Consider the following 24,842-nt stretch of genomic DNA (forward strand, 5'->3'; position numbering starts at 1 on the left):
CTGGCGGGGCCTTCGAGGCAGGTATGACTTGGTGCCGAGCGTACGCCGCCACTCCACGATCTGGACAGGCCGTCCGGATGCCGGGACGGCCGTCTCGATGAGCGACCGCGGGGCCCGGCGCCGCGGACCCCCGTTTTCAGGCCCCCGTCAGATGCCCCTGCACCACGGGAGCCACCCGCGCCACGATCTGCTCCACGCCCGCCGACGCCAGCGGCTCGACCTTGATCACGTACCGCAGCAGGGCGACACCCACCAGCTGCGCGGCCGCCAGCTCGGCCCGCAGCTCCGCGTCCGGCAGGTCGATGCGGCCCGCGATACGGCCGAGGAGCTGGGCGGAGATCAGGCGCCGGAAGACCGCGGCGGCGGTCTCGTTGGTCACGGCCGAGCGCACGATGGCGAGCAGCGGGGCGCGCGTCGCGGGGTTCTCCCAGACGCCGAAGATGAAGCGGGTCAGCCGCTCGCCGACCTCGTCGAGCGGTCCTTCCTCGATCGCGGCGGGCGCTTCGAGGGCGGGCGCGAAGGCGACGGTGATGGCCGCCTCGAAGACCTGTTCCTTCGTGCCGAAGTAGTGGTGCACGAGCGCCGAGTCCACCCCGGCGGCCTTGGCGATGCCGCGCACGGAGGTCTTCTCGTACCCCCGCTCGGAGAATTCGTCGCGGGCCGCGTCGAGGATCCGGTCGCGCGTCGCGGGGCCCGACCCCGACTGCGTACGGGAAGGGCGCCCCCGGCGGCGCGGTGCGGCGTCCCCCGACGGCGCGCCGGAGGTCATGAGCGGGGCACCTGCACCGCCGACGCCAGATGCAGCCGGGTGAAGGCGAGCGCCTCCGCGAGGTCGGCCTCACGTTCGGCGCTGGACATCGCGCGCCGGGTGTTGACCTCGATGACGACGTGCCCGTCGAAGCCGGTCGTGGCGAGGCGTTCCAGGAGCTCGGCGCACGGCTGGTTGCCGCGCCCCGGGACCAGGTGCTCGTCCTTGGCGGAGCCCTTGCCGTCGGCGAGGTGGATGTGGCCGAGCCGGTCGCCCATGCGGTCGATCATGTCCATCGCGTCCGTACGGGCGGTCGCGGTGTGCGAGAGGTCGACGGTGAAGTGGCGGTAGTCGTCCTTGGTGACGTCCCAGTCGGGGGCGTACGCGAGCATCTCGCGGTCGCGGTAGCGCCACGGATACATGTTCTCGACGGCGAAGCGCACGTCGGTCTCGTCCGCCATCCGCCAGATTCCGTCGACGAAGTCGCGCGCGTACTGCCGCTGCCAGCGGAAGGGCGGGTGCACGACCACCGTCGACGCGTCGAGCTTCTCGGCGGCGGCCTTCGCGCGCTGCAGCTTCACCCAGGGGTCCGTGGACCACACGCGCTGCGTGATCAGCAGACATGGCGCGTGGACGGCCAGGATCGGGATCTGGTGGTAGTCGCTCAGGCGGCGCAGGGCCTCGATGTCCTGGCTGACCGGATCGGTCCACACCATGACCTCGACGCCGTCGTAGCCCAGGCGTGCCGCTATCTCGAAGGCCGTCGCCGTCGACTCCGGATAGACCGAGGCCGTCGACAGGGCGACCTTCGCATCCGGGATGCGCACCACTGGTTCTGCCACGAGGGACAGCGTACGGGCCCCGCATCGGCGCCGGGGAGGTGGCCTCACACGGGTCCTCTCACGAGGCCGGAAGGTGGTCGAGCCTGCGCAGGATCACGCCCTCGCGCAGCGCCCACGGGCAGATCTCCAGCGTCTCGACGCCGAAGAGGTCCATCGCGCCCTCCGCGACGAGCGCCCCGGCGAGCAGCTGTCCGGCCCGCCCGTCCGAGACGCCGGGCAGCTCCGCGCGCTCCTGCTCGCTCATCGCGGCGAGCTGCGGCACCCAGTCCTCCAGGGACTTCCGCTTCAGCTCCCGCTGTACGTAGAGGCCCTCCGCCGAGCGGGCCGCCCCCGCAAGCCGGGCGAGCTGCTTGAACGTCTTCGACGTCGCCACCACGTGGTCAGGGCTGCCGAAACGGCTGAACTCCCCCACGGTGCGGGCGATCTGGGCCCGCGCGTGCCGCCGCAGCGCCTTCACGTCGGAGGGGTCCGGCGGGTCCTGCCGGAACCAGGCGGCGGTGAGCCGGCCCGCGCCGAGCGGCAGGCTGACCGCGGCGTCGGGCTCCTCGTCGATGCCGTACGCGATCTCCAGGGAGCCGCCGCCGATGTCGAGGACGAGCAGCTTGCCCGCGGACCAGCCGAACCAGCGCCGTACGGCGAGGAAGGTCAGCTTGGCCTCCTCCTCGCCGGAGAGGACCTTCAGGTCGACGCCCGTCTCGTCCCTGACGCGGGCGAGCACCTCGTCGGCGTTGCTGGCCTCGCGCACCGCGGAGGTGGCGAACGGAAGGACCTCCTCCACGCCCTTGTCCTCGGCGGCCTCCATCGCCTCGCGCACGGTGGCGACCAGCCGGTCGACGCCGTCCGTGCCGATCGCCCCTGCCGGGTCGAGGAGTTGTGCCAGGCGCAGATCGGCCTTGTGGGAGTGCGCGGGCAGGGGGCGCGCGCCGGGGTGGGCGTCGACCACGAGCAGATGCACCGTGTTCGACCCCACGTCGAGGACACCGAGTCTCATATACGGAACGCTACGCCGCGTGGGGCCGTCGGCGGTCTTCGGGCGGTCCACCACCCGCATACCCTGGAGTCGTGCCAAAGACGAAAAAGGCGAAGACCGACAAATCGAAGTCGGGGAAGCCGTCGACGAAGCCGTCCGGGTCGGAGAAGCCGAAGAAGCAGAAGAAGCAGGGGAAGCCGGAGTCGCCCGTGCAGCAGGGAAAGCAGGGGAAGCAGCAGGCGAAGGCGGGCGGGCCCGAGCCTGACGAGAAGGGTCTGGACTTCGCCCGGGCCTGGGTGGAGTTCCCTGATCCCGCGGACGACGAACAGGTCTTCCGGTGCGATCTGACATGGCTGACCTCTCGCTGGACCTGCATCTTCGGAAGCGGCTGCCAGGGCATCCAGGCGGGCCGCGCCGACGACGGCTGCTGCACGCTGGGCGCGCACTTCTCCGACGAGGACGACGAGAAGCGCGTCGCCGGGTACGTCGAGCGGCTCACGCCCGACATCTGGCAGCACCACGACGTCGGCAGGGAGTCGGGCTGGGTCTCCACGGACGAGGACGGCGACCGCCAGACCCGTCCGTACAAGGGCTCGTGCATCTTCCAGAACCGCCCCGGGTTCGCCGGTGGCGCGGGCTGCTCGCTGCACATCCTGGCGCTGCGGGAGGGCCGCGAGCCGCTGGAGACGAAGCCGGACGTCTGCTGGCAGCTGCCGGTGCGACGGACGTACGACTGGATCGACAGGCCCGACGACACGCGTGTGCTCCAGGTGTCGATCGGCGAGTACGACCGAAGGGGCTGGGGTCCCGGGGGCCACGACCTGCACTGGTGGTGCACCTCGGCGACGTCGGCGCACGGCGCGGGCGACCCCGTGTACGTCTCCTACCGCCCCGAGCTGATCGAACTGATGGGCAAGAAGGGCTACGACCGCCTGGTCGAACTCTGCGAGGAACGTCTGGCGTCCCAACTCCCGCTGCTGGCCCCGCACCCGGCGGATCCGGCGCGGTAGGGCGAGCCCCGTCAGGGGCGCGGGGAACTGCGCGACCAGCCCCAGCGGCGCAGCAGCTACAGACCCGCTCAACCAACACGGTGCTCAGCTCGGACTCGGCTCCCCGCCATCCCCCGGCGGCGGAGACGAGTCGGACGGGGCAGGGTCCGACGGAGTGGGCGTCGGGTCCGGTGCGGAGGAAGTCGGCGTCGGGTCGGACGGCGTGGGCGTCGGCGTCGGATCGGGCCCGGGGTCAGACGGCCCCGGATCACTGGACGTAGGCGTAGGCCGAGGCTCCGGACGCCCGGGCGGCAGCCCCCCGTCCCCGAACCCGTCGATGGAGATCACCGCCCCCGAGGGGGCGACGGACACCCGCGCCCGCCAGTGCCCCGCGGGCTCACGCGCATGGTCGACGTACACCTGGATCGTGAACGACTCCCCCGGTGCGAGCGTTCCCGACGAGCGGCTCAGATAGAGCCAGGACGCGCCCTCGCTCGCCGACCAGTGGACCGGTGAACCACCGGACGCCGTCAGCGTGATGAGGGTCGTGTCACCACTGGGCTGGGCCTCCACGGTGAGCCGCCCCGGGCCCGTGGACGACCGGGAGGGAGCGCCTCCGCCGCTGATGACCTCTACGGAGACATCGGGTGAGCGGCTGCCCGCGGTGAAGCGGGAGTCCGGTCCCGTACGGGCGTTGCCCGCGTTCTCGTAGCCGCGCGCCCGGTCGCCGCCGAGGCCGCCCGCTCCGTCCGCCTCGCTCGCGGTGACCGAGCGTCCGTCGTGGCCCTCGCCGGTCAGCGGCGCCCCGCGGTAGGCGGCCCAGAGGGCGAGCACCGGGGCGGCCACGACGGTGGCGACGACGGTCGTGGTGACGGCACGCGCGCGCAGCCGGTCGCGGCGCGCGGCGTGGTCCTTGGGGTCCATCGGGAATCCGCGCCGGTCGTAGCGCGGGCCGCCGCCACGCGCGCGTGGGACGTGCGCCATCGCCACGTGGAGGGCCGGTCGCGGGGCCTCGACGACGGGCAGCGCGGCGGGTGTGACGGCCGTGCCGGGCCAGGTGCCCGCTCCGGCGCGCTCGGCGGTGCGGCGACAGCGCGGGCAGTCGTCGACGTGCCGGACGAGCTCCCGGCGCAGGGCCGTGCCGAGCAGCAGCTGATTGTCGCCGGTGAGGCGGGCCACGATGGGGCAGCTGCCGGTCTCCACGACGGCGAGGGCGGCGCGGGTGCGCTCCACCTCGCAGGCGGCGGAGGCGAGCAGGCCGCGGGCCGCGGCGAGGTCGAGGCCGAGGACGGCGGCGACCTCGGCGGGCGTGAGCTGGTGGCGCACGGCCAGTTCGAGCGCCTCGCGCTGCTCGGGGGTGGTGCCCGCGGCCTCCGGCCAGGCCAGCTGGGCGAGTTCGCGGCGGCGGTGCCGCTCCGCGTCCTCCGAGAGGGGGGCGGGGTCGGTGGCCTTGGGGGCGCGCGGATCGGTCTTCGCGGAACGGGACGCGCCGGAGCGCGATGTGCCCGCTCCGGCGGCGTGTGTGCCCTGTCGCTTCCGCTTGGCCTCGGCGAGCCTGCGCAGACAGACCCAGCGCGCCAGGGCGTAGAGCCAGGCCCGCAGCTCGCCGTCGGAGTCGGGGCCGCGCGAGCCTCTGCGCTCGGCGAGGTGCAGCACGTCCCCCAGGGCGGCGGTCGCCGCGTCGTGATCGCACAGGACCGAAAGGCAGTACGTGAACAGGCCGTCCAGACACGGCTCGTAGCGCGCGGGCGGAGTCGTCCGGGGCGCGGGACGGGGCACGACGCGCTTGCGCGCGTCACGGTGCGCCCGGTGTGCGCCGGTTGTGTTCGTGGGGGTTTCCGGCCTGCTGCTCATCACCCGTGCGAAGTTAGGCGGATGATGCAGGCCCCTTCCTCCCTCTTGAGCACATTTAATCCTTACGGGTGAACAGATCCCTCAAAAGGGGACAGGAACCCTTCATTCCGTGGCCTTGGCTCGTACGCGGGGCGATCGGTACGGAGGACGGGCCGCGTTGTCAGTGGGCTCGGCTACGGTTTCGACCATGGCTGCCCGTACGAAATCCGGGAACACCGGGAAGCAACGCCCGTCCTACCGCTGCACCGAGTGCGGCTGGCAGACGGCCAAGTGGCTCGGCCGCTGCCCCGAATGCCAGGCATGGGGCACGGTCGAGGAGTACGGCGCGCCCGCGGTCCGTACCACCGCCCCCGGCCGGGTCACCTCGTCCGCCGTCCCGATCGGCGAGGTCGACGGCCGTCAGGCCACCGCCCGCTCCACCGGCGTGCCCGAGCTGGACCGCGTGCTCGGCGGCGGCCTGGTCCCCGGCGCCGTGGTGCTGCTCGCGGGCGAGCCGGGCGTCGGCAAGTCCACGCTGCTCCTGGACGTCGCGGCCAAGGCGGCGAGCGACGACCACCGCACGCTCTATGTGACCGGCGAGGAGTCCGCGAGCCAGGTCCGGCTGCGCGCCGACCGCATCGGCGCCATCGACGACCATCTGTATCTGGCGGCGGAGACCGATCTGGCCGCCGTCCTCGGCCACTTGGACGCGGTCAAGCCCTCGCTCCTGATCCTCGACTCGGTGCAGACGGTGGCGTCCCCGGAGATCGACGGGGCGCCGGGCGGCATGGCCCAGGTCCGCGAGGTCGCGGGCGCCCTGATCCGCGCCTCCAAGGAGCGCGGCATGTCCACGCTCCTGGTCGGCCACGTCACCAAGGACGGCGCGATCGCGGGCCCCCGCCTCCTGGAGCATCTCGTCGACGTGGTCCTGCAGTTCGAGGGCGACCGGCACGCGCGCCTGCGCCTCGTCCGCGGCGTCAAGAACCGGTACGGGACGACGGACGAGGTCGGCTGCTTCGAGCTGCACGACGAGGGCATCACCGGCCTCGCCGACCCCAGCGGCCTCTTCCTCACCCGCCGCGCCGAGCCCGTCCCCGGCACCTGTCTGACCGTCACCCTGGAAGGCCGCCGCCCCCTGGTCGCCGAGGTCCAGGCGCTCACCGTCGACTCGCAGATCCCCAGCCCCCGCCGCACCACGTCCGGCCTGGAGACCTCCCGCGTATCGATGATGCTGGCCGTCCTGGAGCAGCGCGGCCGGATCACCGCCCTCGGCAAGCGGGACATCTACAGCGCGACGGTCGGCGGCGTGAAGCTCTCCGAACCCGCCGCGGACCTCGCCGTGGCGCTCGCGCTCGCCAGCGCCGCGAGCGACACCCCGCTGCCCAAGAATCTCGTCGCGATCGGAGAAGTGGGCCTGGCGGGCGAGGTCAGACGGGTCACGGGCGTCCAGCGCAGACTGGCCGAGGCACACCGGCTCGGCTTCACCCACGCCCTCGTACCGTCCGATCCCGGGAAGATCCCCGCTGGTATGAAGGTCATCGAAGTCGCCGACATGGGGGACGCCCTGCGTGTCCTTCCGAGGTCCCGTCGCCGAGACGCCCCACGGGAGGAGGAAGAGCGCCGGTAGACTTTGCCCTGGTCTCGCCCATCCGTACGAAGCAAGGCGTCGTTCCGTACGAGGCAAGCGTGCGGCAGAGGCTTGGACAACCTGCGACCGAGGGAGTGCAGTGGCAGCCAACGACCGGGCAGCGAACCCCGGCAAGCCCGGCGGAAGCTCCGGTGCCGATGGGCTGATGCGCGCCTCCCTGAGCGCTGTCGCGCCCGGCCAGGCACTGCGCGACGGCCTCGAGCGCATCCTCCGCGGCAACACCGGCGGCTTGATCGTCCTCGGCTGGGACAAGACCGTCGAGTCGATGTGCACGGGCGGCTTCATCCTGGACGTCGAGTTCACGGCGACGCGCCTGCGCGAACTGTGCAAGCTCGACGGGGGCATCGTCCTCGACAAGGACATCACCAAGATCCTGCGCGCCGGCGTGCAGTTGGTGCCGGACCCGACGATCCCCACGGAGGAGACGGGCACGCGGCACCGCACGGCGGACCGGGTCAGCAAGCAGGTCGGCTTCCCCGTCGTCTCGGTGTCCCAGTCGATGCGGCTGATCGCTCTCTACGTGGACGGGCAGCGCCGCGTCCTCGAGGACTCGGCGGCGATCCTGTCCCGCGCGAACCAGGCGCTCGCCACCCTGGAGCGGTACAAGCTCCGCCTCGACGAGGTCGCGGGCACGCTCTCCGCCCTGGAGATCGAGGACTTGGTGACGGTCCGGGACGTCACGGCCGTCGCCCAGCGCCTCGAAATGGTCCGGCGCATCGCGACGGAGATCGCCGAGTACGTGGTCGAGCTCGGCACCGACGGCCGCCTTCTCGCCCTCCAGCTCGACGAGCTCATCGCGGGCGTGGAGCCCGAGCGCGAGCTGGTCGTCAGGGACTATGTGCCCGAGCCGACCGCCAAGCGCTCCCGCACGGTCGACGAGGCCCTCGCCGAACTCGACTCGCTCACCCACGCGGAGCTGCTCGAACTGCCCACGGTGGCACGGGCATTGGGGTACACCGGCTCCCCCGAGGCGCTGGACTCCGCGGTCTCCCCGCGGGGCTTCCGCCTCCTCGCCAAGGTCCCCCGGCTGCCCGGGGCCATCATCGACCGCCTCGTCGAACACTTCGGCGGCCTGCAGAAGCTGCTCGCCGCGAGCGTCGACGACCTCCAGACGGTCGACGGCGTCGGCGAGGCCCGCGCCCGCAGCGTCCGCGAGGGCCTGTCCCGCCTCGCGGAATCGTCCATCCTGGAGCGCTACGTCTAGGGCCCAGCCCTTTAGGGCCTGGCCCTTCAGGCCCTAGACCTTCAGGCCCTAGTCCTTCTCGAGGACGAACGACGCCCGCGCCGCTCCAAGCCCCGCCGCCTTCGCCTCGACGAGGTAGGTGCCGGGGCCCGCCTCTCCCGCCGAAGGCGTGGCGCACTGCGGGGCGCTGGCCCGGCGGTCCCACTCGACGGCGTGCGTGACCCGGCCGTCCGCGGGCACCCGCAGCAGCAGGCTGCCGCCGCCGGGCGGGCAGTCGTCGGAGGACCAGAACTCCTTGTCGCCGCTGGCCTGAGTGATCGTCAGCACAGTGCCCTTGCCGCCGAGATCGAGCTTGCAGGCCTCGCTCCCGCTGTTCTCGGCGATCAGCTCGAACTTCGGCTTCTCGCCGATCTCGTACGTGTTCTGGACGCTGCGCACCTTCAACTTCACGTCACCACCGGTGCAGTTCGGCAGCCGCGAACCGGCGGGCAGCCGGTCGCCGGACCCGCCGCCGCCCTTGGCGCCGTCGTCGGAGCCGCCCGCGCCGCCCGAGCCACCGGAACCCGAGTCCGACCCGGAGCCGGAACCGCCGGACCCGGAACCTGACCCCTCGTCGGAACCGTCGTCCGACTCGTCCCGCCCGCCCGGGTGTTCACTGATCGCGGGCCCGGAACCGGAGGGGCCTGGCGTGATGGACGTGGCGGGGCCGTTGCCGCCCGGGCCGTCGGCCCCGGTCTTCTTGCCTCCGCCCCCTGAGGTGACCACCCAGACGACGAGCAGCACGAGCAGTCCGAGTACGGACAGCAGAACGGCCCTCCGACGCCAGTAGATGGTGGAGGGAAGCGGCCCGACCGGATTGCGCAGAGATCCCACGCCCAAACCTTACGAGAGATCCGGCACTTGTCCTGCCCCACCCGCCGCCCTGAACCACAAAGTTTGCGGATCATCATCCCGGAGTCGCCCCTTACACCCTCGCGCACCGGCCTCCGCGCCGCCCCGACCCCTGTCCATCGGCAGGGGTCGTGACGGGTCGATCGCCAGATGTGACGATTCGGCCGCACTCCGTACCGTCCGTAATCATGGACACCATGACCGACGATCTCTACCGCGATATCACCGAGTTCGCCCACGACACCCCGTCGTGGTTCCAGCACCTGGCGGAGGTGTGGACGGAACTCGGGCTGCTGCTCTTCGGCGTGCTCTTCATCGTCGCCTGGTGGCGGGCCAGGAGCGGGGACTCCCGCGCCGTGGCGATCGCGGTGCTCGCTCCCCTGGTCACCGCGGTGGCCTATGTGTGCAGCGAGTTGCTCAAGTCCGTGATCGACGAGGAGCGCCCCTGCCGGGCGGTGTCGGGCGCGCTGACGCCGCTCGTCGAGTGCCCGCCGCACGGCGACTGGTCCTTCCCCAGCAACCACTCCACGATCGCGGGCGCCGCGGCCATCGGTCTCGCGCTCGCCTGGCCGCGGATCGCCGCGCTGACGGTCCCGATGGCCGTGCTCATGGCGTTCTCGCGGGTCTTCGTCGGCGTGCACTACCCGCACGACGTGGCGGTCGGTCTGGTGCTCGGCGCGGTCCTCGCGTTCCTGCTCGTACGGATCGCCACCCGCCCCACGGCCCGGATCGTCGACGCCATGCGCGGCTCGTCCGCGGGAATCGTGCGGTGGTTCGCGGGCCCGGGCCCGGCCGCGTACGACACGACGGGCCAGCGCGGGCGGCACAGCGCGACGGCGCAGGGCACGCCCCCGCACGGCACGCCCCCGCACGCCCCGCACCACCAGCAGCCGTACGCCCCGCACCCCCACCAGCAGCCCACCGCCTGGACGCCCCCGGCCGACGCCCCCGCCCCCCACGAGCCGCCGCACGACAACCCCACCATGGCCCTGCCGCGCCACGATCCGCGCCGGCACGGCCACTGAGTCACGGGCGACGCGGCGGGGCTCAGTCCGCTTCGGGCACGAGCCCCGCTTCGTACGCGACGATCGCGGCCTGGACGCGGTTCTTGACCTCCAACCGGTCGAGGACCGCGCTCACATACGCCTTGACGGTGCCCTCCACGAGGCACAGCCTGGCCGCGATCTCCGGGTTGGAGAGGCCCGCGCCGACCAGGCCGAGCACCTCGCGTTCGCGCGGGGCGAGGACCGCGACGCGGGCCCGCGCGGTGGCGCCGCGGCCCATCCGCCGCGCGCCGAAGCCGTCGATGACGTGCCGCGCGACCTTGGGCGAGAGGAACGCGGCGCCGCCCGCCACCGCCCGTACGCCCGCGATGAGTTCGTGCGGGTCGCCGGACTTCAGCAGGAAGCCGGTGGCCCCGCCGCTCAACGCCCGTGCGATGTAGGCGTCCTCGGAGAACGTCGTCAGCATGGCGACCGCGGTCCCCGGCACCGTACGGACGATCTCCTCGCCCGCGGCGAGCCCGTCGAGGCGCGGCATGCGGATGTCGAGCAGCGCCACGTCCGGCCGGTGGGCCTGCACGAGGGTCACGGCCTCGCGGCCGTCGGCGGCCTCCGCGACGACCTCGATGTCGTGGCCCGCGGCGAGGATGGCGCGCACGCCCGCCCGGATCATGGCCTCGTCGTCGGCCAGCAGGACCCGGATCACCTGGTTCACCGCACCCACTCCTTCTCTTCCTCACGGATCTCGTCGGTCTCGCTCGCCGTGGGGATCACGGCCTTGTCCACGAGACGGTCGTCCTTGCCGAAGCAGAGCCTGAAGTGCGGCACGGCGGTGAAGAGTTCGCCGTCCGCGCGGTAGTAGGAGCAGTCGGCCCCCGCGGGCGGCGGGCTCGGCGCGCGCTCCAGGGGCGGGTCGGAGACGGTCCGGTCCGGCAGCACCCGGGCGGCGTCGGCGCGGCTCTCGCCGATGCGCAGCCCGGCGTAGTCGGCGGGGTCGAGGACCGAGTGCGTACGGGAGTACGCGTACCAGCCGAAGGTCCCCCCGACGAGCAGCACACCCGTCACGACGGCGGCGCCGAACGCCAGCAGGGTGCGGCGGCGCGCGTGCGCGAGGAGGGCGCCGGAGTGCGGGGCCGCGGGGTCGATGCCCTGGGCGGGGAGGCGGGCGGAGATCCGGAAGCCGGGGCCGTGCGGGCCCGCTTCCAGGGTGCCGCCGAGGTCGGTGACGCGGGCGCGCAGCCCGCGCAGGCCCGAGCCGCCGCCGGACAGGGGGGTGCCGCCGTGCGCCGAACCCGCTTCGAGGGGGCGGCCGTTGGTGACGGTGACCGTCGTCGTGTCGGCGTCGTGCGTGACCCGGACGGTGACATGGGCGCCCGGCGCGTGCTTGGCCGCGTTGGTCAGGGCCTCCTGGACGACGCGGTGCACGGTGCGCCCGGTCAACTCGCCGCCGCGCGCCTCACCCTGCTCGTCGGCGTGGTCGTCGGCCGCCCTTCCGTCGTCGTACGTGATCTTCAGGCCTGACTCCGCCGCGCGGGCGACAAGGGCCGCGACGCTTTCGCCCGCGGGCGCCAGCGGGGCTTGTTCGTCGCCGTCGTCGCGGAGTACGCCGATGATCCCGTGCAGCCGGTCGGTGGCGTCCGACGCGGCCGCGCGGAGCTCGGCGACGGCGTCGCGGTGCTGCCGTTCCAGGCCGGGGGCGACCTGGAGCGCGCCCGCGCGGACGGCGATCAGGCTCAGTTCGTGGCCCAGGGAGTCGTGCATGTCCTGGGCGATCCTGGCCCGTTCCCGCAGCCGCGCCCGGTCGGCGACGATGCGCTGCTCGCGCTCCAGCTGGTCGGCCCTGGCCCAGCCCGCGGCGGCCAGCTCGCGCCCCTGGCGCCAGTAGCGGCCCGCGAGCCAGGGGAAGACCGCGCCGAACACCAGCGTCCCCATCAGGACGAGCCATTCGACGACGGGGTCCACGTCCCGTACGGCGATCTTGGCCGTGCCGGCCACCGCGATGGCCGCGAAGGCGAGCAGGGCGGGCCGTGCGCGGTCCGCGCGGCGGCCGAGGAGGAGCGCGAGGACGGCGAAGGCGGGGCCGTAGGAGAGCGTGAAGAGGGAGGAGGCGGTGGCGAGGCCGAGCGCCGCGGCGAGCAGGAACGCGAGCAGCGGCCTGGTCCTGCAGACGGCGACGGCGCAGACGACGACGGCGAGCCCGGCCAGCTGCTGGAGCGGGGATCGCGGCTCGTTCACGCCGAGCCGGTCCACGGACACGACCGGCACGGCGAGTGCCACCGCGAGGAGCGCGTCCCCGGTACGTCTGTTCACCTCGTCGACGCTACTGTCCCCCGCCGCCCGCGCGCCCCTGCCGATCGTCAGGTACCCGCCGCCGCGAAACCCTCCGGTGAGCCGCGCGGTTGTGTCGTCCCGCGCCACCCCCGTGGCAGGATCGGACCTGCCATGACTGCGCCCACGAAGCCCATGCCGAACGCCCCCGCCCCGGAATCCGCTCCGGAGCCCGCCTCGGGGGCCGCCCCCGACGCCGGTGGCGAGACCCTGCACAGCCCCGTCATCGCCTGGTTCGACGCCCACGCGCGCGATCTGCCGTGGCGGCGTCCCGACGCCGGGCCGTGGGGCGTGATGGTCAGCGAGTTCATGCTCCAGCAGACGCCCGTCAGCCGGGTCCTGCCCGTGTACGAGCAGTGGCTCGCCCGCTGGCCCCGCCCCGCCGACCTGGCCAAGGAGGCGCCCGGCGAGGCCGTCCGCGCCTGGGGCCGGCTCGGCTATCCGCGCCGCGCCCTGCGGCTGCACGGCGCGGCCACCGCCATAACGGAGCGGCACGGCGGCGACGTCCCCACGCTGCACGCCCAGCTGCTCGCGCTGCCCGGCATCGGGGAGTACACGGCGGCCGCCGTGGCCTCCTTCGCGTACGGCCAGCGGCATGCCGTGCTCGACACGAACGTGCGGCGGGTCTTCGCGCGCGCCGTGACCGGTGTGCAGTACCCGCCGAACGCCACCACGGCCGCCGAGCGCAAGCTGGCCCGCGCCCTGCTGCCCGAGGACGAGCGGACCGCGTCCCGCTGGGCCGCCGCCTCCATGGAGCTCGGCGCGCTCGTCTGCACCGCCAAGAACGAGAACTGCGCGAAGTGCCCGATCGCCGCCCAGTGCGCCTGGCGCGCTGCGGGCAAGCCCGCGCACGAGGGTCCCGCCCGGCGCGGCCAGACGTACGCGGGGACGGACCGCCAGGTGCGCGGCAAGCTGCTCGCCGTGCTGCGCGAGGCCGTCGCGCCGGTGCCGCAGGCCGCGCTCGACCGGGTGTGGGACGAGCCGGTGCAGCGGGCCCGCGCGCTGGACGGTCTGGTCGCCGACGGCCTGGTGGAGCCGCTGGCCGACGGCCACTACCGGCTGCCGCTCACATAACGGCCAAAAGACCCGTGTAACGCCCCAAAGATCCCGTCACACCCCGCCCTACCTGCGGTTTAACGGTCGCCTTTACGCCGGACCTACTTCTGTTACACAACCGACGTACAGCCGTGCGCCCGCCGCTGGCTGCTCCGCACAACCTCGTGACAACGCCTCCGTAGCTTCATTGGCGTACCGCAAGAGCAAGGACCGCGGTCACGCATTGGGGACGGAACGGAGGCGGTTGGATATGGCGCACGGCGAGGTGCTCGAGTTCGAAGAGTACGTCCGCACTCGGCAGGACGCCCTGCTGCGCAGTGCCCGGCGCCTGGTTCCCGACCCCGTGGACGCGCAGGACCTGCTGCAGACCGCGCTCGTGCGGACGTACGGCCGCTGGGACGGCATAGCCGACAAGCGCCTCGCGGACGCCTATCTGCGCCGCGTCATGATCAACACGCGTACGGAGTGGTGGCGGGCCCGCAAGCTCGAAGAGGTGCCCACCGAGCAGCTCCCGGACGCGAGCGTGGAAGACTCCACCGAGCAGCACGCCGACCGCGCCCTGCTGATGGACATCATGAAGGTCCTCGCACCCAAGCAGCGCAGCGTGGTCGTGCTGCGACACTGGGAGCAGATGTCCACAGAGGAGACGGCCGCCGCGCTCGGCATGTCGGCCGGAACGGTCAAGAGCACGCTGCACCGGGCACTCGCCCGGCTCCGCCAGGAACTGGAGAGCCGGGCCGCCGATGAGTCGGCAGGGCCCGCTGCCCGCGCGTTCGAACGTGAGGAGCGGGAGCGTTGCGCGGCCTAGGCCCTGAGGCCAGACGAAGCCTGAAGGCGGCGAGCACGGTGGTGACCGTGCTCGCCGCCGTCGGCCTTTCCCTGACCGCCTGCTCCACGGGCGGCGCGGGCGCACGGGACGAGGGTCCCGCGCGCAGCGAGCCGGTGGTCTCGGCGTCGCCGTCCCCGTCGGCATCGGTGCCGACGAAGAAGATCGACGCGGTGCGCCTGGTCAAGAACGACCCGAAGGTCAGCCAGTCCATCAAGCGGGACCTGAAGCCGTGCACCGGGAACTCCTACCCGATCACCGTGACGTACGGGAACCTGACCGGAGGGCCCTCCTCCGACGTCGTGGTGAACGTCCAGACCTGCGCCGACTCCGTCGGCATCGGCAGCTACGTGTATCGCGCCCAGGGCGATAAGTACGAGAATGTCTTCAGTGCCGAGGAGCCCGCCTCCGTCTACGCGGAGATCGACAGGGGCGACCTCGTCGTGACGAAGCAGCTGTACGAGAAGGGCGACGACGTGGCCTACCCCTCGGGCGAGGAAGTGATCACGTACCACTGGTCGTCGAACCGCTTCACCGAGACGCAACGCACCCGAAGCGACTTCAACAACTCGGTGGGCGCCGGGCCGACCGCACCGTACGTGGACTGACCGGCCCCAGGAAGGCCGGCGGACCGGCCGGCCCCGCAAGCACGAGAAACGCACCGAGAAGGACTGAGAGCATCCGATGGCAGAGCAGACCCACGTCCTGTTCGTCGAGGACGACGACGTCATCCGCGAGGCCACCCAGCTCGCCCTGGAGCGCGACGGCTTCGCGGTGACCGCCATGCCCGACGGCCTCGCGGGCCTCGAGGCGTTCCGCGCGAACCAGCCGGACATCGCGCTGCTCGACGTGATGGTCCCGGGCATGGACGGCGTCTCGCTGTGCCGCCGCATCCGCGAGGAATCCACCGTCCCGGTGATCATGCTGTCGGCGCGCGCCGACTCCATCGACGTCGTGCTCGGCCTGGAGGCCGGCGCCGACGACTACGTGACCAAGCCCTTCGACGGCGCCGTCCTGGTCGCCCGCATCCGCGCCGTCCTGCGCCGCTTCGGGCACGCGGGCGGTCAGGGCGCGGCGGCGTCCGGCGCCGACGACGACTCCGGTGCCGACGGCGGCGTGCTGCACTTCGGCGACCTGGAGATCGACACGATCGGCATGGAGGTGCGCAGGGACGGCGCGCCGGTGGCGCTGACGCCGACCGAGATGCGCCTGCTCCTGGAGTTCTCGTCCGCGCCCGGCACGGTCCTGTCCCGCGACAAGCTCCTGGAGCGCGTGTGGGACTACGGCTGGGGCGGCGACACCCGCGTCGTCGACGTCCACGTCCAGCGGCTGCGTACGAAGGTCGGGCAGGACCGCATCGAGACGGTCCGCGGCTTCGGCTACAAGCTCAAGGCGTGAGCGGCACACGTGACGAAGGACCTGCCGCGGCACTTCAGGGGACTCGGGGGACGGCACATATGAACACGGGACGCAGAGCGGCCGAGCGCGTCCGCACGGTGTTCCGGTCCAGCCTGCGCACCGGCGTGCGCTGGAAGATCACCGCGGCGATCGCACTGGTCGGCGCGCTCGTCGCGGTGGCCCTGAGCCTGGTCGTGCACAACGCGGCGCGGGTCTCGATGCTCGACAACGCGCGCGACGTGCAGGACGAGCGCATCCAGTTCGCGCTGCGCCTGTACTCCGCGTCCCAGCGGCAGACCCTCCAGTTCGGCACGAAGGTCGACGACCCCGAGCTGCCCCAGGAACTGCGGCAGAAGGTCCTCAAGGGCCGCCGCGCCACCTTCGTCGAGGAGAAGCCCGACGGCGTGCCCGACATCTGGGCCGCCGTACCGCTGGCCGACGGGCACGTCCTCTCGCTGCACTCCCGCTTCACCGACCGCAGCGCCACCGTCATGAAGGACCTCGACCAGGCCCTGGTCATCGGCTCGATCGCGGTCGTCTTCGGCGGCTGCGCGGTCGGCGTGCTGATCGGCGGTCAGCTGTCGCGGCGGCTGCGCAAGGCCGCGGCGGCCGCGAGCGAGGTCGCCCAGGGCCAGACGGACGTGAGTGTCCGCGACGCCATCGGCGGCGTGGTCAAGGACGAGACCGACGACCTGGCGAGCGCCGTGGACGCCATGGCCGACGCCCTGAAGCAGCGCCTGGAAGCCGAGCGGCGGGTCACCGCGGACATCGCGCACGAGCTGCGTACGCCGGTGACGGGGCTGCTCACGGCGGCCGAGCTGCTGCCGCCGGGACGGCCGAGCGAGCTGGTCAAGGACCGCGCGCAGGCCATGCGCACCCTCGTCGAGGACGTCCTGGAAGTGGCCCGCCTCGACTCGGCGGCCGAGCGGGCCGAACTGCAGGACATCACGCTCGGCGAGTTCGTCTCCCGGCGGATGGCGGCCCTCAACACGGAGGTGTCCGTGACGGTGGTGCACGAGTCGGAGGTCACCACCGACCCGCGCCGCCTGGAGCGCATCCTCGGCAACCTCGTCGCCAACGCCGCCAAGCACGGCAAGCCGCCCATCGAGGTCAGCGTCGAGGGCCGGGTGATCCGGGTGCGCGACCACGGGCCCGGCTTCCCCGAGGCGCTCCTCGACGAGGGACCGAGCCGCTTCCGCACCGGCAGCACGGACCGGGCGGGCCACGGCCACGGCCTGGGCCTGACGATCGCGGCGGGGCAGGCGCGGGTGCTCGGCGCCCGGCTGACCTTCCGCAACGTACGCCCCGCGGGCACCGCCCCCGAGCAGCCCGCGGAGGGCGCGGTCGCCGTCCTGTGGCTGCCGGAGCACGCGCCGACGAACACGGGCAGCTTCCCGATGCTGCAGCTGCCGGACAACCTGTGAGCGCCGGGATCCCTGGGTCCCCGGTCAGGAACAGGCCCTGACCGGTCCCGTCGCGGACGTCAGCAGGCCCAGTCCTTGTCCAGGTCGAGCCCGCCCTCGCGGCGCTGCGTGAACGAGAACCAGTTCCCCGAGTCGTCGCGGAAGAGCGCCTCGATGCCGTACGGACGCTCCTGCGGCTCCTGGAGGAACTCGACGCCGCGCGCCGACAGCTTCTCGTAGTCCCCGTGGATGTCGTCGGTGACCAGGACGCCCGCGCCGAGGATGCCCTTGGCGACCAGCTTCTTGATGGCCTCGGCCGACTCCGGATCCATGGAGGGCTGGCCCGGCACCATCAGCGTGAGCTCGACGTCGGGCTGGTCCTTGGCGCCGACCGTGAGCCAGCGCATGCCGCCGTCGCCCATCGTCATGTCCGTGCGGACCTCGAGGCCCAGCTTCTCCGTGTAGAACTCCTTGGCCCGGTCCTGGTCGAGGACCCAGACGGTGGAGATGGCGAGTCCCTTGATCATGGCGTGCTCCAAGCTTCGCTGGGGTGGTGCGGGACGGTGACCCGCCCTGCCTGCCACCGTAGGCAGCGGGTCCCTCAGTCCGCTTCTCCAGAATTGCGGCCCTCGCCGGAGCCCGTGTCCCTCGCGGGAAGCCGCCGGCCCACAGCATGGCGTAACACCCCGGTATGAGCGCGGCCCCGCGGCCGACGTGCCTGCTGCGGTACTCGCTCGGGGTCAGCCCCGTCTGGCGCTTGAACGTCGACGAGAACGTGCCGACGCTGCTGAAGCCCACGAGCATGCAGATCTCGGTCACGGACAGATCGGCCGAACGCAGCATGTCCTGTGCGCGCTCGATCCTGCGGCGCGACAGATACTGCCCCGGCGTCTCCGCGTACACCTCCTTGAACGCGCGGATGAAGTGGAAGCGGGAGTAACCGGCATGCGCCGCGACCGCGTCCAGGTCGAGGTGCGGGTCGGCCCAGTCGCGGTCCATGGCGTCCTTGGCGCGGCGCATCTGCCGCAGTTTCTCCACACGTCCGATGCTGACACGCGGCACTGACAACGGCCCCCGGTGCGCAGGAGCACCGGGGGCCGCGGTCAGCCGGGGAAGGGCGGTACGTCGGGATCAGACGGCCTCTGCAACCGGCTCCCTGACCGCCTGCGCGGAGTCCCCGTCCGCGTCCCCGGCGGGCTTCTTGTCGGCGGGGCCCGAGCCCCGCAGCGGCGTCTCCTTCACGAAGAAGGAGGCGATCAGCGCGGCGACGCCGAGGGCGGCGCCCAGCAGGAAGGCCGAGTGCGTACCGGCCGACACCGCGTGCTGGTAGGCGTCCCTGACCACCTCGGGCAGCTTCGCCAGGCTCTCCGCGCTCGGCTGCGCGGTCGCCTCGGTGGCCTTGCTGCCGAGCGACCCGGCCCGCTCGGACATCACGTCCTGGACGCGGTTGTTGAAGAGCGCGCCCATGATCGCGACGCCGAAGGAGGAACCGAGCGTACGGAAGAGCGTGGCCGAGGACGAGGCGACGCCCATGTCCTTCATCTCGACGCTGTTCTGCGCGACCAGCATGGTGATCTGCATCAGGAAGCCCATGCCTGCGCCGAGCACGGCCATGTAGACGCCCGAGGTGAACCGCGAGGTCTCCGTGTCCATCTGGGCGAGCAGGAAGAACCCGACGATCATGAGCACGGTGCCGACGACCGGGAAGACCTTGTACTTGCCGGTGGCCGTGGTGACCCGGCCCGCGATCATCGAGACGGCCATCATCGCGAGCAGCAGCGGAAGCAGCAGCAGCCCGGAGTTGGTGGCCGACGCGCCCTGCACCGACTGCTGGTAGAGCGGCAGGAAGAGCATCGCGCCGAACATCACGAAGCCGGTGATGAAGCCGATCACGGACATCAGCGAGAAGTTGCGGCTGCGGAAGATGTGCAGCGGCATGATCGGCTCGGCGGCCTTCTTCTGTACGAAGAGGAAGCCGATGAGCGAGGCGACACCGATGCCGATGAGCTCCATGATCACGGCCGAGCCCCAGGCGTACTCGGAGCCGCCCCAGGTGGTGACGAGCACGAGCGCGCTGATGCCGACGGTCAGCAGGGCGGCGCCCAGATAGTCGATGCGCCCCTGCGCCTTCTTCTTCGGCAGGTGCAGCACGGCGGTCACCATGGCGAGTGCGACGGCGCCGAGCGGCAGGTTGATGTAGAAGGCCCAGCGCCAGCCGAGGTGGTCGGTGATGGTGCCGCCGACCAGCGGGCCGCCGATCATCGCGACCGCCATGACGCCGGTCATCATGCCCATGTACTTGCCGCGGTCCCGCGGCGGCACCAGGTCACCGATGATCGCCATGACGCCGACCATCAGGCCGCCCGCGCCGAGTCCCTGGATCGCGCGGAAGCCGATGAGCTGTCCCATGTCCTGCGCCATGCCGCTGAGCGCGGAGCCGGCCAGGAAGATCACGATGGAGGTGAGGAAGGCGCCCTTGCGCCCGTACATGTCGCCGAGCTTCCCCCAGATGGGAGTCGAGGCGGCGGTCGCCAGGGTGTACGCGGTGACCACCCACGACAGGTGCGCCATGCCCCCGAGGTCACCGACGATCGTCGGCATCGCGGGGCTCACGATCATGTTGTCGAGCATCGCGAGCAGCATCGTGATCATCAGGGCCATCAGGACGACGCGCACGCTGCGCGGCTGCGGCCCGCTCTCGTCCGCGGCGCCCGCCGCTCCCGCTTTCTCCAGTGTCGCTTTAGCCGTCCCCGTCATGCTCACCACTCCCCGGTGTCGCCGTGCTGCTACTTACTTGCCGCCCGGCAAGTAACTACACTGAGGGAAGGTAGACCCGTAACTAGCCGGGCGTCAAGTAAGTTCACGCACGACGACGTGAGTGCATGAGTGGAGTCGAGGAGCACCCCGATGGGCACAGGCAAGCAGCAGCGGCGCGGCGACACCCGCCAGCGCATCCAGGAAGTGGCCCTCGCACTCTTCGCCGAGCAGGGTTACGAGAAGACGTCACTGCGCGAGATCTCGGAGAAGCTCGAGGTCACAAAGGCGGCGCTGTACTACCACTTCAAGACCAAGGAAGACATCCTCACCAGCATCTTCGACGACCTCACCGGGCCGATCGACGAGCTGATCGAGTGGGGTCACGAGCAGCCGCAGCCGGTCACCCTGGAGACCAAGAAGGAAGTCCTGACCCGCTACAGCGACATCCTCGTCGACGCGGCACCGCTCTTCCGCTTCATGCAGGAGAACCAGGCCGCGATGCGCGACCTGAAGTCGGGCGAGAGCTTCAAGGACCGCATGCTCGGGCTCCACGAGATCCTCAAGGACCCGGACGCCCCGATGGCCGACCAGGTGCGGTGCTTCAGCGCGCTGTTCACCATGCACGCCGGAATGTTCGTGCTCAAGGCAGCAGAAGGCGACCCCGAGGAGAAGCGCAAGGCCATCCTCGAGGTCGCCATCGAGCTGGTGACGCGGGCGCACGCGGGCAGCTGAGCCCGGGGCGCCCCGCGCGGAGGGGGAGGGTCAGACCCGCACGCCCTCCGAGCGGAGGAAGGCGACCGGGTCGACGGCCGAACCGTAGTTGGGGGTCGTACGGATCTCGAAGTGCAGGTGCGGCCCGCTGGAGTTGCCCGTGTTGCCGGAGAGGGCGATGCGCTGGCCGGTGCCGACGGCCTGGCCGACGCGGACGTCCACCTGCGAGAGGTGCGCGTACTGCGAGTACGTGCCGTCGGCGTGCTTGATCACGACGGCATTGCCGTACGCGGGGCCGTCACCGGCACCGTTGGGGCCCGCCTTCACGACGGTGCCGCCGTGCACGGACTCGACCGGGGTGCCGATCGGCACGGCGAAGTCCTGGCCGGAGTGCTTGTGGGACCACATGCTGCCGCCGAGGCCGAAGCTCGCGGAGAGCGTGTAGTTGTTCACCGGGTCGACCCAGGAAGCGGCCTTCGCCTCGGCGGCCTTCTTGGCGTCCGCGGCCTTCCGCGCCGCGTCCTTCTGCGCCTTGTCGGCGGCCTTGGCCTGGGCGGCGGCCTGCGCCTCGAGGGAGTTCACCGCGACACCGGGCAGCGCGCCGCCGCTCTCGGCGCCGTCCGCAGCGACCGAGACCCCGGCCCCGAGAACCGCCGACGCCCCGATGCCCGCGGCGACGACTGCCGCCCGCGTACGGAACATCGACGGGCGGGGATGGTGGGACTTGGTGCGCTTCGACATGGGGATGTCCTCCGGGGTTTCGACTGGGGGGCATGAACTGCTGGGCACAGAGGGACCCGGCGCCTTCACGTGAGCCGTGGGCCACGTGATGCACCGGGTCGGCCATCCCTTGGTAACCCCCACCCCCGGTCACCCCCAAAACGCCCGTCTACTACCCAAAGCCGTAGCCGACGGCCGCCTTTTCGCTCGCTTGACACCACAAAATCCGGACATTTGCCCCACGGCCCGGTAACAGCACTCCGGGCGGGGCGGGGCCCCTGGCCCCCGCGCTCCCGACGCGGCAAAGGTCCCGGGCCCGCGAGCCGAAGGTCCCGCACGCGCACCGGACCGCTTCCACTATTCCGCCTAGTACCGGACGAATCGCCTGTGCGTCATGTCACCGGCGCATAAGATCCACCCCTCCGCGAATGTGACCCCCACTACGCTCATGCCCATGGATCCCGCGGTCATAGGCACCCGCCTGGCATCGAGCGCCATGGCCCCGCTGATCAAGAAGTTGTTCGTACGGGAGGGTCCCGGCGCGGGCCTGGCGGACAAGCCCGTGCGGCTGTCCTCGCTGGTGTCCTTCAGGGGCGAGAAGCGGACCCTGACCGAACGGGACGTGCTCCACCTCGCAGGCAGGCTGGTGGGCGAGGCCCTGGCCTCCCCCTGCGAGCACCCCTTCCCGCCGGACGAGGCGACCGCGGTCACGGACGCGCTCTCCCGCGTACTCCTCTCGCTCGGCGAGCTGGACATGGACGACGTCCAGGCGGTCCGCCTCGGCCACCAGAAGCTGGCCCGCACACTCATCCACCACTCGGACTCGCCCGCCTCCGGGCTGTCCACGGACGCCGCCTCCTTCCTCGACTCGGTCACCGAGTGGGCCTGCCTGCACATCCTGCAGTTCTTCACGCAGCGCTCCACGTTCGTGGCGGCGACGCTGGTCGCGCAGAGCCGCGGACAGGACGAACTCATCGCGAAGGTCGATGAGTTGATCGCCCGGAATCCGCTCACCGGGGCACAGGACCTGGCCTTCGAGCGACGCTATCTCGCGTACGTCGCGAAGAAGCACGGGAAGCTGACGATCTTCGGGATCGATCTGGCGGACACGCCGGGGAAGTGGCCGCTGGACGCGGCGTACATGTCGCTCGAGGCGTCGGCCCCCGAGCGGGTGGCGACGGTCCGCACGCCGGCGGGCGCGGAGGAGGTGGAGCCGGTCGGGCACGCGCCGCCGCACCCGGCCGACCAGGCCCTCGCCACCCACGACCGGGTCCTGCTGCGGGGCGAGGCGGGCTCCGGCAAGACGACGCTCGTGCAGTGGCTGGCCGTGAGCGCGGCGCGCCGGGACGTGGCGGACGCCGGCGATCCCATGACGTACCTCTACGACCGCATCCCCTACGTACTCCCCCTGCGCACCCTCACCCGGCACGGCGAACGGCTGCCCGCACCCGCGGACTTCCTGGCATCCGTGGGTTCGCCGCTCGCCGGCACCCAGCCCACCGGCTGGGAGTCGCGCGTCCTGACGGCGGGCCGCGGCCTGGTCCTGATCGACGGCATCGACGAGATCCCGGACGTGGAGCGCGCAAGGACCCGCGCCTGGCTGAGCGACCTCATCGACGCGTATCCCGGCAACCGCTGGCTGGTGACGTCGCGCCCTTCGGCCGTACGCGAGGACTGGCTCACCGAGGAGGGGTTCACGGAGCTGACGCTCTCCGCGATGAGCAAGGCGGAGGCCGCCGCCTTCATCGAGCGCTGGCACGCCGCCGCACGCACGGGCGAGGCCGAGGAGGATGCCGCGCTCGCCGCGTACGAGCAACAGCTCCAGGAGGCGGTCGGGTCCAAGCCTGACCTCGGCCGACTGGCCACCAACCCCCTCATGTGCGGCCTGATTTGCGCCCTGCACAGGGACAGGAGGGGTTTCCTGCCCCTGGGCCGCAAGGACTTGTACACGGCGGCCCTCTCCATGCTGCTGCTCCGCAGGGACCGCGAACGCCACATCTCCGCGACGGAGCTGCGGGAGGAACCGCAGCTCCAGCTCCTCCAACGGCTCGCGTACTGGCTGATCCGCAACGGCCGTACGGTGATGGACCGTTCGCGGGCGGAATCCATCATCGCGGACGCGCTGCCCGCGGTGCCGGAGCTGGCATCACTGGGTGACGCCGCGGCGGTCTACACGCACTTCCTGCACCGCAGCGGCCTGCTGCGCGAACCGGGCCCGGACACCGTCGACTTCATCCACCGCACCTTCCAGGACTTCCTGGGCGCGCGGGCCGCGGTCGACGAGGGCGACTTCGGGGTGCTCGCACGGTACGCCGCGGACGACATGTGGGAGGACGTCATCCGCATGGCGGTGGCACAGGCGCGGCCGCGCGAACGGGCCGAGATCCTGCGGGACTTGCTCGCGTACGGGGACACCCATCCGGAGGAGCGGGCCAGGAAGCGGATCCACCTCCTGGCGGCGGCCTGCCTGGAGCATGCGGCGGAGCTGGCGCCGGCGGTGCGGGAGGAGGTGGAGCGGCGGACGGCCGAGCTGATTCCGCCGCGGAGCGCGTCGGACGCCCGCGCGCTCGCGGAGGCGGGGCCCGTGGTGCTCGACCTGCTCCCGGAGCCGGACGGCCTGACCGACGAGGAGGCCCGGCTCGTGACGATCGCCGCGACCCACATCCGTTCGGACACGGCGATCCCCTACCTCGCCCGGTTCGCGCGGTCCCCGATCCGTGTCGTACGCAACCAGCTGATGTGGGGGTGGCAGCGGTACGACTGCCGGGCGTACGCAGAGCAGGTCATCGCCCAACTCGACGACGGCGAGACGTACTTCTCCATCCGGGGCGACGAACAGGTCGCCGAGCTGGAGCGGCTGGGGCTGCGCCCGAAGCGACTGGACATTCGCCAGGGCGTCTCCCCCGAGGCCGCCTCCCGGCTGCTCGTGGCCTGCGAGCCCACCTTCCTGATGCTCACGGTCTCGCTGCCCCGCCTCACCACCGAGGCCCTGGCCGCCTTGCGGGACCTCATCGCGCTGCGCGTCTTCCACGCAGCCGAGCCCTGGAACCTCTCCCTGATCCCGCCCGGAGCGCCCCTGGCGACCCTGGGAGTCCTCGACTCCCTCGGCCAACTGGCCGACTTCCCCCACATGACCACCTGGCCACGGTTGAACTGGGTCACCTTCGGTGCGCTCGACCACCTGAGCACCGCCACGCAATGGGAGACCCTGGCACGCCTCCCGCACCTCTCGGAGCTGTCCGTATCCTCCGACAGCCTCGCCTGCGCGCCTCCCGGGACGGTCCTGCCCGGCATCATGCGGCTGCAGTTGTTCCCCACGGACGCGTGCGACGCCACGACAGGCCGTATCCCGACCCTCCTGCCGGGCCTCACCCACCTCACCGTGCTGCCGTCCGGCCACCAAGGAAGGCTCGACGTGACACCACTGGCGGACCTTCCCGCACTCACCTACCTGGAGACCCCGACTTCCCGCACCTCCGGCCTGGCCGCCCTTCCGGACCGCGTCGAGGTGGAGACGTACGACCCCGTCACCGATTGA

General features: G+C 72.0%; 20 protein-coding genes and 2 pseudogenes. 11 read left to right on the forward strand and 11 right to left on the reverse strand.

From position 1 onward, the window contains the following. Positions 1-136: 136 nt before the first annotated feature. The 3 genes from ACFWZ2_RS27445 to ACFWZ2_RS27455 are packed head-to-tail and all read right to left on the reverse strand — an operon-like array spanning position 137 to position 2,581. A complete protein-coding gene (locus ACFWZ2_RS27445; protein ID WP_384550079.1) occupies positions 137-769 on the reverse strand; it encodes a TetR family transcriptional regulator in 633 nt (210 codons plus the stop codon). Beyond that, positions 766-1,590 (reverse strand): sugar phosphate isomerase/epimerase family protein, encoded by an 825-nt coding sequence (locus ACFWZ2_RS27450; protein WP_384550080.1) that lies wholly within the window; start codon positions 1,588-1,590, stop codon positions 766-768. Before ACFWZ2_RS27450 ends, ACFWZ2_RS27445 begins: the two co-directional genes overlap by 4 nt. Before the next feature lie 58 nt (positions 1,591-1,648). Continuing rightward, complete coding sequence (locus ACFWZ2_RS27455) at positions 1,649-2,581, reverse strand: Ppx/GppA family phosphatase (RefSeq protein ID WP_384550082.1); 933 nt, start codon at positions 2,579-2,581, stop codon at positions 1,649-1,651. Between the two features lie 71 nt (positions 2,582-2,652). Here ACFWZ2_RS27455 and ACFWZ2_RS27460 point away from each other — a divergent pair, with 71 nt between their 5' ends. Then, positions 2,653-3,570, forward strand: a complete 918-nt coding sequence (locus ACFWZ2_RS27460) for a hypothetical protein (protein WP_384550083.1) — start codon at positions 2,653-2,655, stop codon at positions 3,568-3,570. Between the two features lie 84 nt (positions 3,571-3,654). Here ACFWZ2_RS27460 and ACFWZ2_RS27465 read toward each other — a convergent pair whose 3' ends face one another. Next, the gene (locus tag ACFWZ2_RS27465) at positions 3,655-5,403 is read right to left on the reverse strand and encodes a hypothetical protein (RefSeq protein ID WP_384550084.1); all 1,749 of its coding nucleotides are present in this window, start codon (positions 5,401-5,403) and stop codon (positions 3,655-3,657) included. 187 nt (positions 5,404-5,590) lie between these two features. Here ACFWZ2_RS27465 and radA point away from each other — a divergent pair, with 187 nt between their 5' ends. Together radA and disA are read left to right on the forward strand one after the other, a co-directional pair. Then, the gene (gene radA, locus ACFWZ2_RS27470; RefSeq protein ID WP_384550086.1) at positions 5,591-7,009 is read left to right on the forward strand and encodes a DNA repair protein RadA; all 1,419 of its coding nucleotides are present in this window, start codon (positions 5,591-5,593) and stop codon (positions 7,007-7,009) included. Between the two features lie 100 nt (positions 7,010-7,109). Then, positions 7,110-8,234 (forward strand): DNA integrity scanning diadenylate cyclase DisA, encoded by a 1,125-nt coding sequence (gene disA, locus ACFWZ2_RS27475; protein WP_384550087.1) that lies wholly within the window; start codon positions 7,110-7,112, stop codon positions 8,232-8,234. Positions 8,235-8,282: 48 nt separating this feature from the next. Here disA and ACFWZ2_RS27480 read toward each other — a convergent pair whose 3' ends face one another. Next, entirely contained in the window at positions 8,283-9,086 is an 804-nt protein-coding gene (locus ACFWZ2_RS27480) for a hypothetical protein (RefSeq protein ID WP_384550089.1), read from the reverse strand. 206 nt (positions 9,087-9,292) lie between these two features. Between ACFWZ2_RS27480 and ACFWZ2_RS27485 the strand changes: the two are divergent. Next, a pseudogene (locus tag ACFWZ2_RS27485) lies at positions 9,293-9,895 on the forward strand (phosphatase PAP2 family protein); the annotation flags it as partial. Between the two features lie 256 nt (positions 9,896-10,151). Here ACFWZ2_RS27485 and ACFWZ2_RS27490 read toward each other — a convergent pair. Continuing rightward, positions 10,152-10,811, reverse strand: a complete 660-nt coding sequence (locus ACFWZ2_RS27490; RefSeq protein WP_384550191.1) for a response regulator — start codon at positions 10,809-10,811, stop codon at positions 10,152-10,154. Positions 10,812-10,816: 5 nt separating this feature from the next. After that, a complete protein-coding gene (locus tag ACFWZ2_RS27495) occupies positions 10,817-12,415 on the reverse strand; it encodes a sensor histidine kinase (protein WP_384550091.1) in 1,599 nt (532 codons plus the stop codon). Between the two features lie 132 nt (positions 12,416-12,547). Here ACFWZ2_RS27495 and ACFWZ2_RS27500 point away from each other — a divergent pair, with 132 nt between their 5' ends. The 5 genes from ACFWZ2_RS27500 to cseC all read left to right on the forward strand — a co-directional run bounded on the left by ACFWZ2_RS27500 (position 12,548) and on the right by cseC (position 17,137). Beyond that, the gene (locus ACFWZ2_RS27500; protein ID WP_384550093.1) at positions 12,548-13,507 is read left to right on the forward strand and encodes an A/G-specific adenine glycosylase; all 960 of its coding nucleotides are present in this window, start codon (positions 12,548-12,550) and stop codon (positions 13,505-13,507) included. 232 nt (positions 13,508-13,739) lie between these two features. Then, positions 13,740-14,297 carry a SigE family RNA polymerase sigma factor gene (locus ACFWZ2_RS27505; protein ID WP_384550095.1) on the forward strand — a complete coding sequence of 186 codons (558 nt, stop codon included), beginning with the start codon at positions 13,740-13,742 and terminating at the stop codon, positions 14,295-14,297. Further along, on the forward strand, positions 14,285-14,923 hold the full coding sequence (locus ACFWZ2_RS27510) for a hypothetical protein (protein ID WP_384550097.1): 639 nt from the start codon (positions 14,285-14,287) through the stop codon (positions 14,921-14,923). The genes ACFWZ2_RS27505 and ACFWZ2_RS27510 overlap by 13 nt, the downstream gene beginning before the upstream one ends. Positions 14,924-14,999: 76 nt before the next feature. After that, positions 15,000-15,713 (forward strand): two-component system response regulator CseB, encoded by a 714-nt coding sequence (cseB, locus tag ACFWZ2_RS27515; protein ID WP_384550099.1) that lies wholly within the window; start codon positions 15,000-15,002, stop codon positions 15,711-15,713. 59 nt (positions 15,714-15,772) lie between these two features. After that, positions 15,773-17,137 carry a two-component system sensor histidine kinase CseC gene (cseC, locus tag ACFWZ2_RS27520; protein ID WP_384550101.1) on the forward strand — a complete coding sequence of 455 codons (1,365 nt, stop codon included), beginning with the start codon at positions 15,773-15,775 and terminating at the stop codon, positions 17,135-17,137. A 59-nt stretch (positions 17,138-17,196) separates the two neighbouring features. On the opposite strand, the gene ACFWZ2_RS27525 is transcribed toward cseC, so the two are convergent. The 3 genes and pseudogenes from ACFWZ2_RS27525 to ACFWZ2_RS27535 form a co-directional block, all read right to left on the reverse strand. Beyond that, positions 17,197-17,643 (reverse strand): VOC family protein, encoded by a 447-nt coding sequence (locus tag ACFWZ2_RS27525; RefSeq protein ID WP_384550103.1) that lies wholly within the window; start codon positions 17,641-17,643, stop codon positions 17,197-17,199. Between the two features lie 49 nt (positions 17,644-17,692). After that, positions 17,693-18,136 (reverse strand): annotated as a pseudogene (locus ACFWZ2_RS27530) (helix-turn-helix transcriptional regulator); the annotation flags it as partial. 111 nt (positions 18,137-18,247) lie between these two features. After that, positions 18,248-19,873 carry an MDR family MFS transporter gene (locus ACFWZ2_RS27535; protein WP_384550105.1) on the reverse strand — a complete coding sequence of 542 codons (1,626 nt, stop codon included), beginning with the start codon at positions 19,871-19,873 and terminating at the stop codon, positions 18,248-18,250. Between the two features lie 150 nt (positions 19,874-20,023). Between ACFWZ2_RS27535 and ACFWZ2_RS27540 the strand changes: the two genes are divergently transcribed. After that, positions 20,024-20,605: a TetR/AcrR family transcriptional regulator gene (locus ACFWZ2_RS27540; protein ID WP_384550106.1), complete on the forward strand. Its 582-nt coding sequence runs from the start codon at positions 20,024-20,026 to the stop codon at positions 20,603-20,605. 30 nt (positions 20,606-20,635) lie between these two features. Here ACFWZ2_RS27540 and ACFWZ2_RS27545 read toward each other — a convergent pair whose 3' ends face one another. Further along, positions 20,636-21,325, reverse strand: a complete 690-nt coding sequence (locus ACFWZ2_RS27545; protein ID WP_384550107.1) for a M23 family metallopeptidase — start codon at positions 21,323-21,325, stop codon at positions 20,636-20,638. A gap of 433 nt (positions 21,326-21,758) precedes the next feature. Here ACFWZ2_RS27545 and ACFWZ2_RS27550 point away from each other — a divergent pair, with 433 nt between their 5' ends. After that, complete coding sequence (locus tag ACFWZ2_RS27550; protein WP_384550108.1) at positions 21,759-24,842, forward strand: NACHT domain-containing protein; 3,084 nt, start codon at positions 21,759-21,761, stop codon at positions 24,840-24,842.

It is taken from the genome of Streptomyces sp. NPDC059002 (assembly GCF_042740435.1).
Lineage (GTDB): Bacteria > Actinomycetota > Actinomycetes > Streptomycetales > Streptomycetaceae > Streptomyces.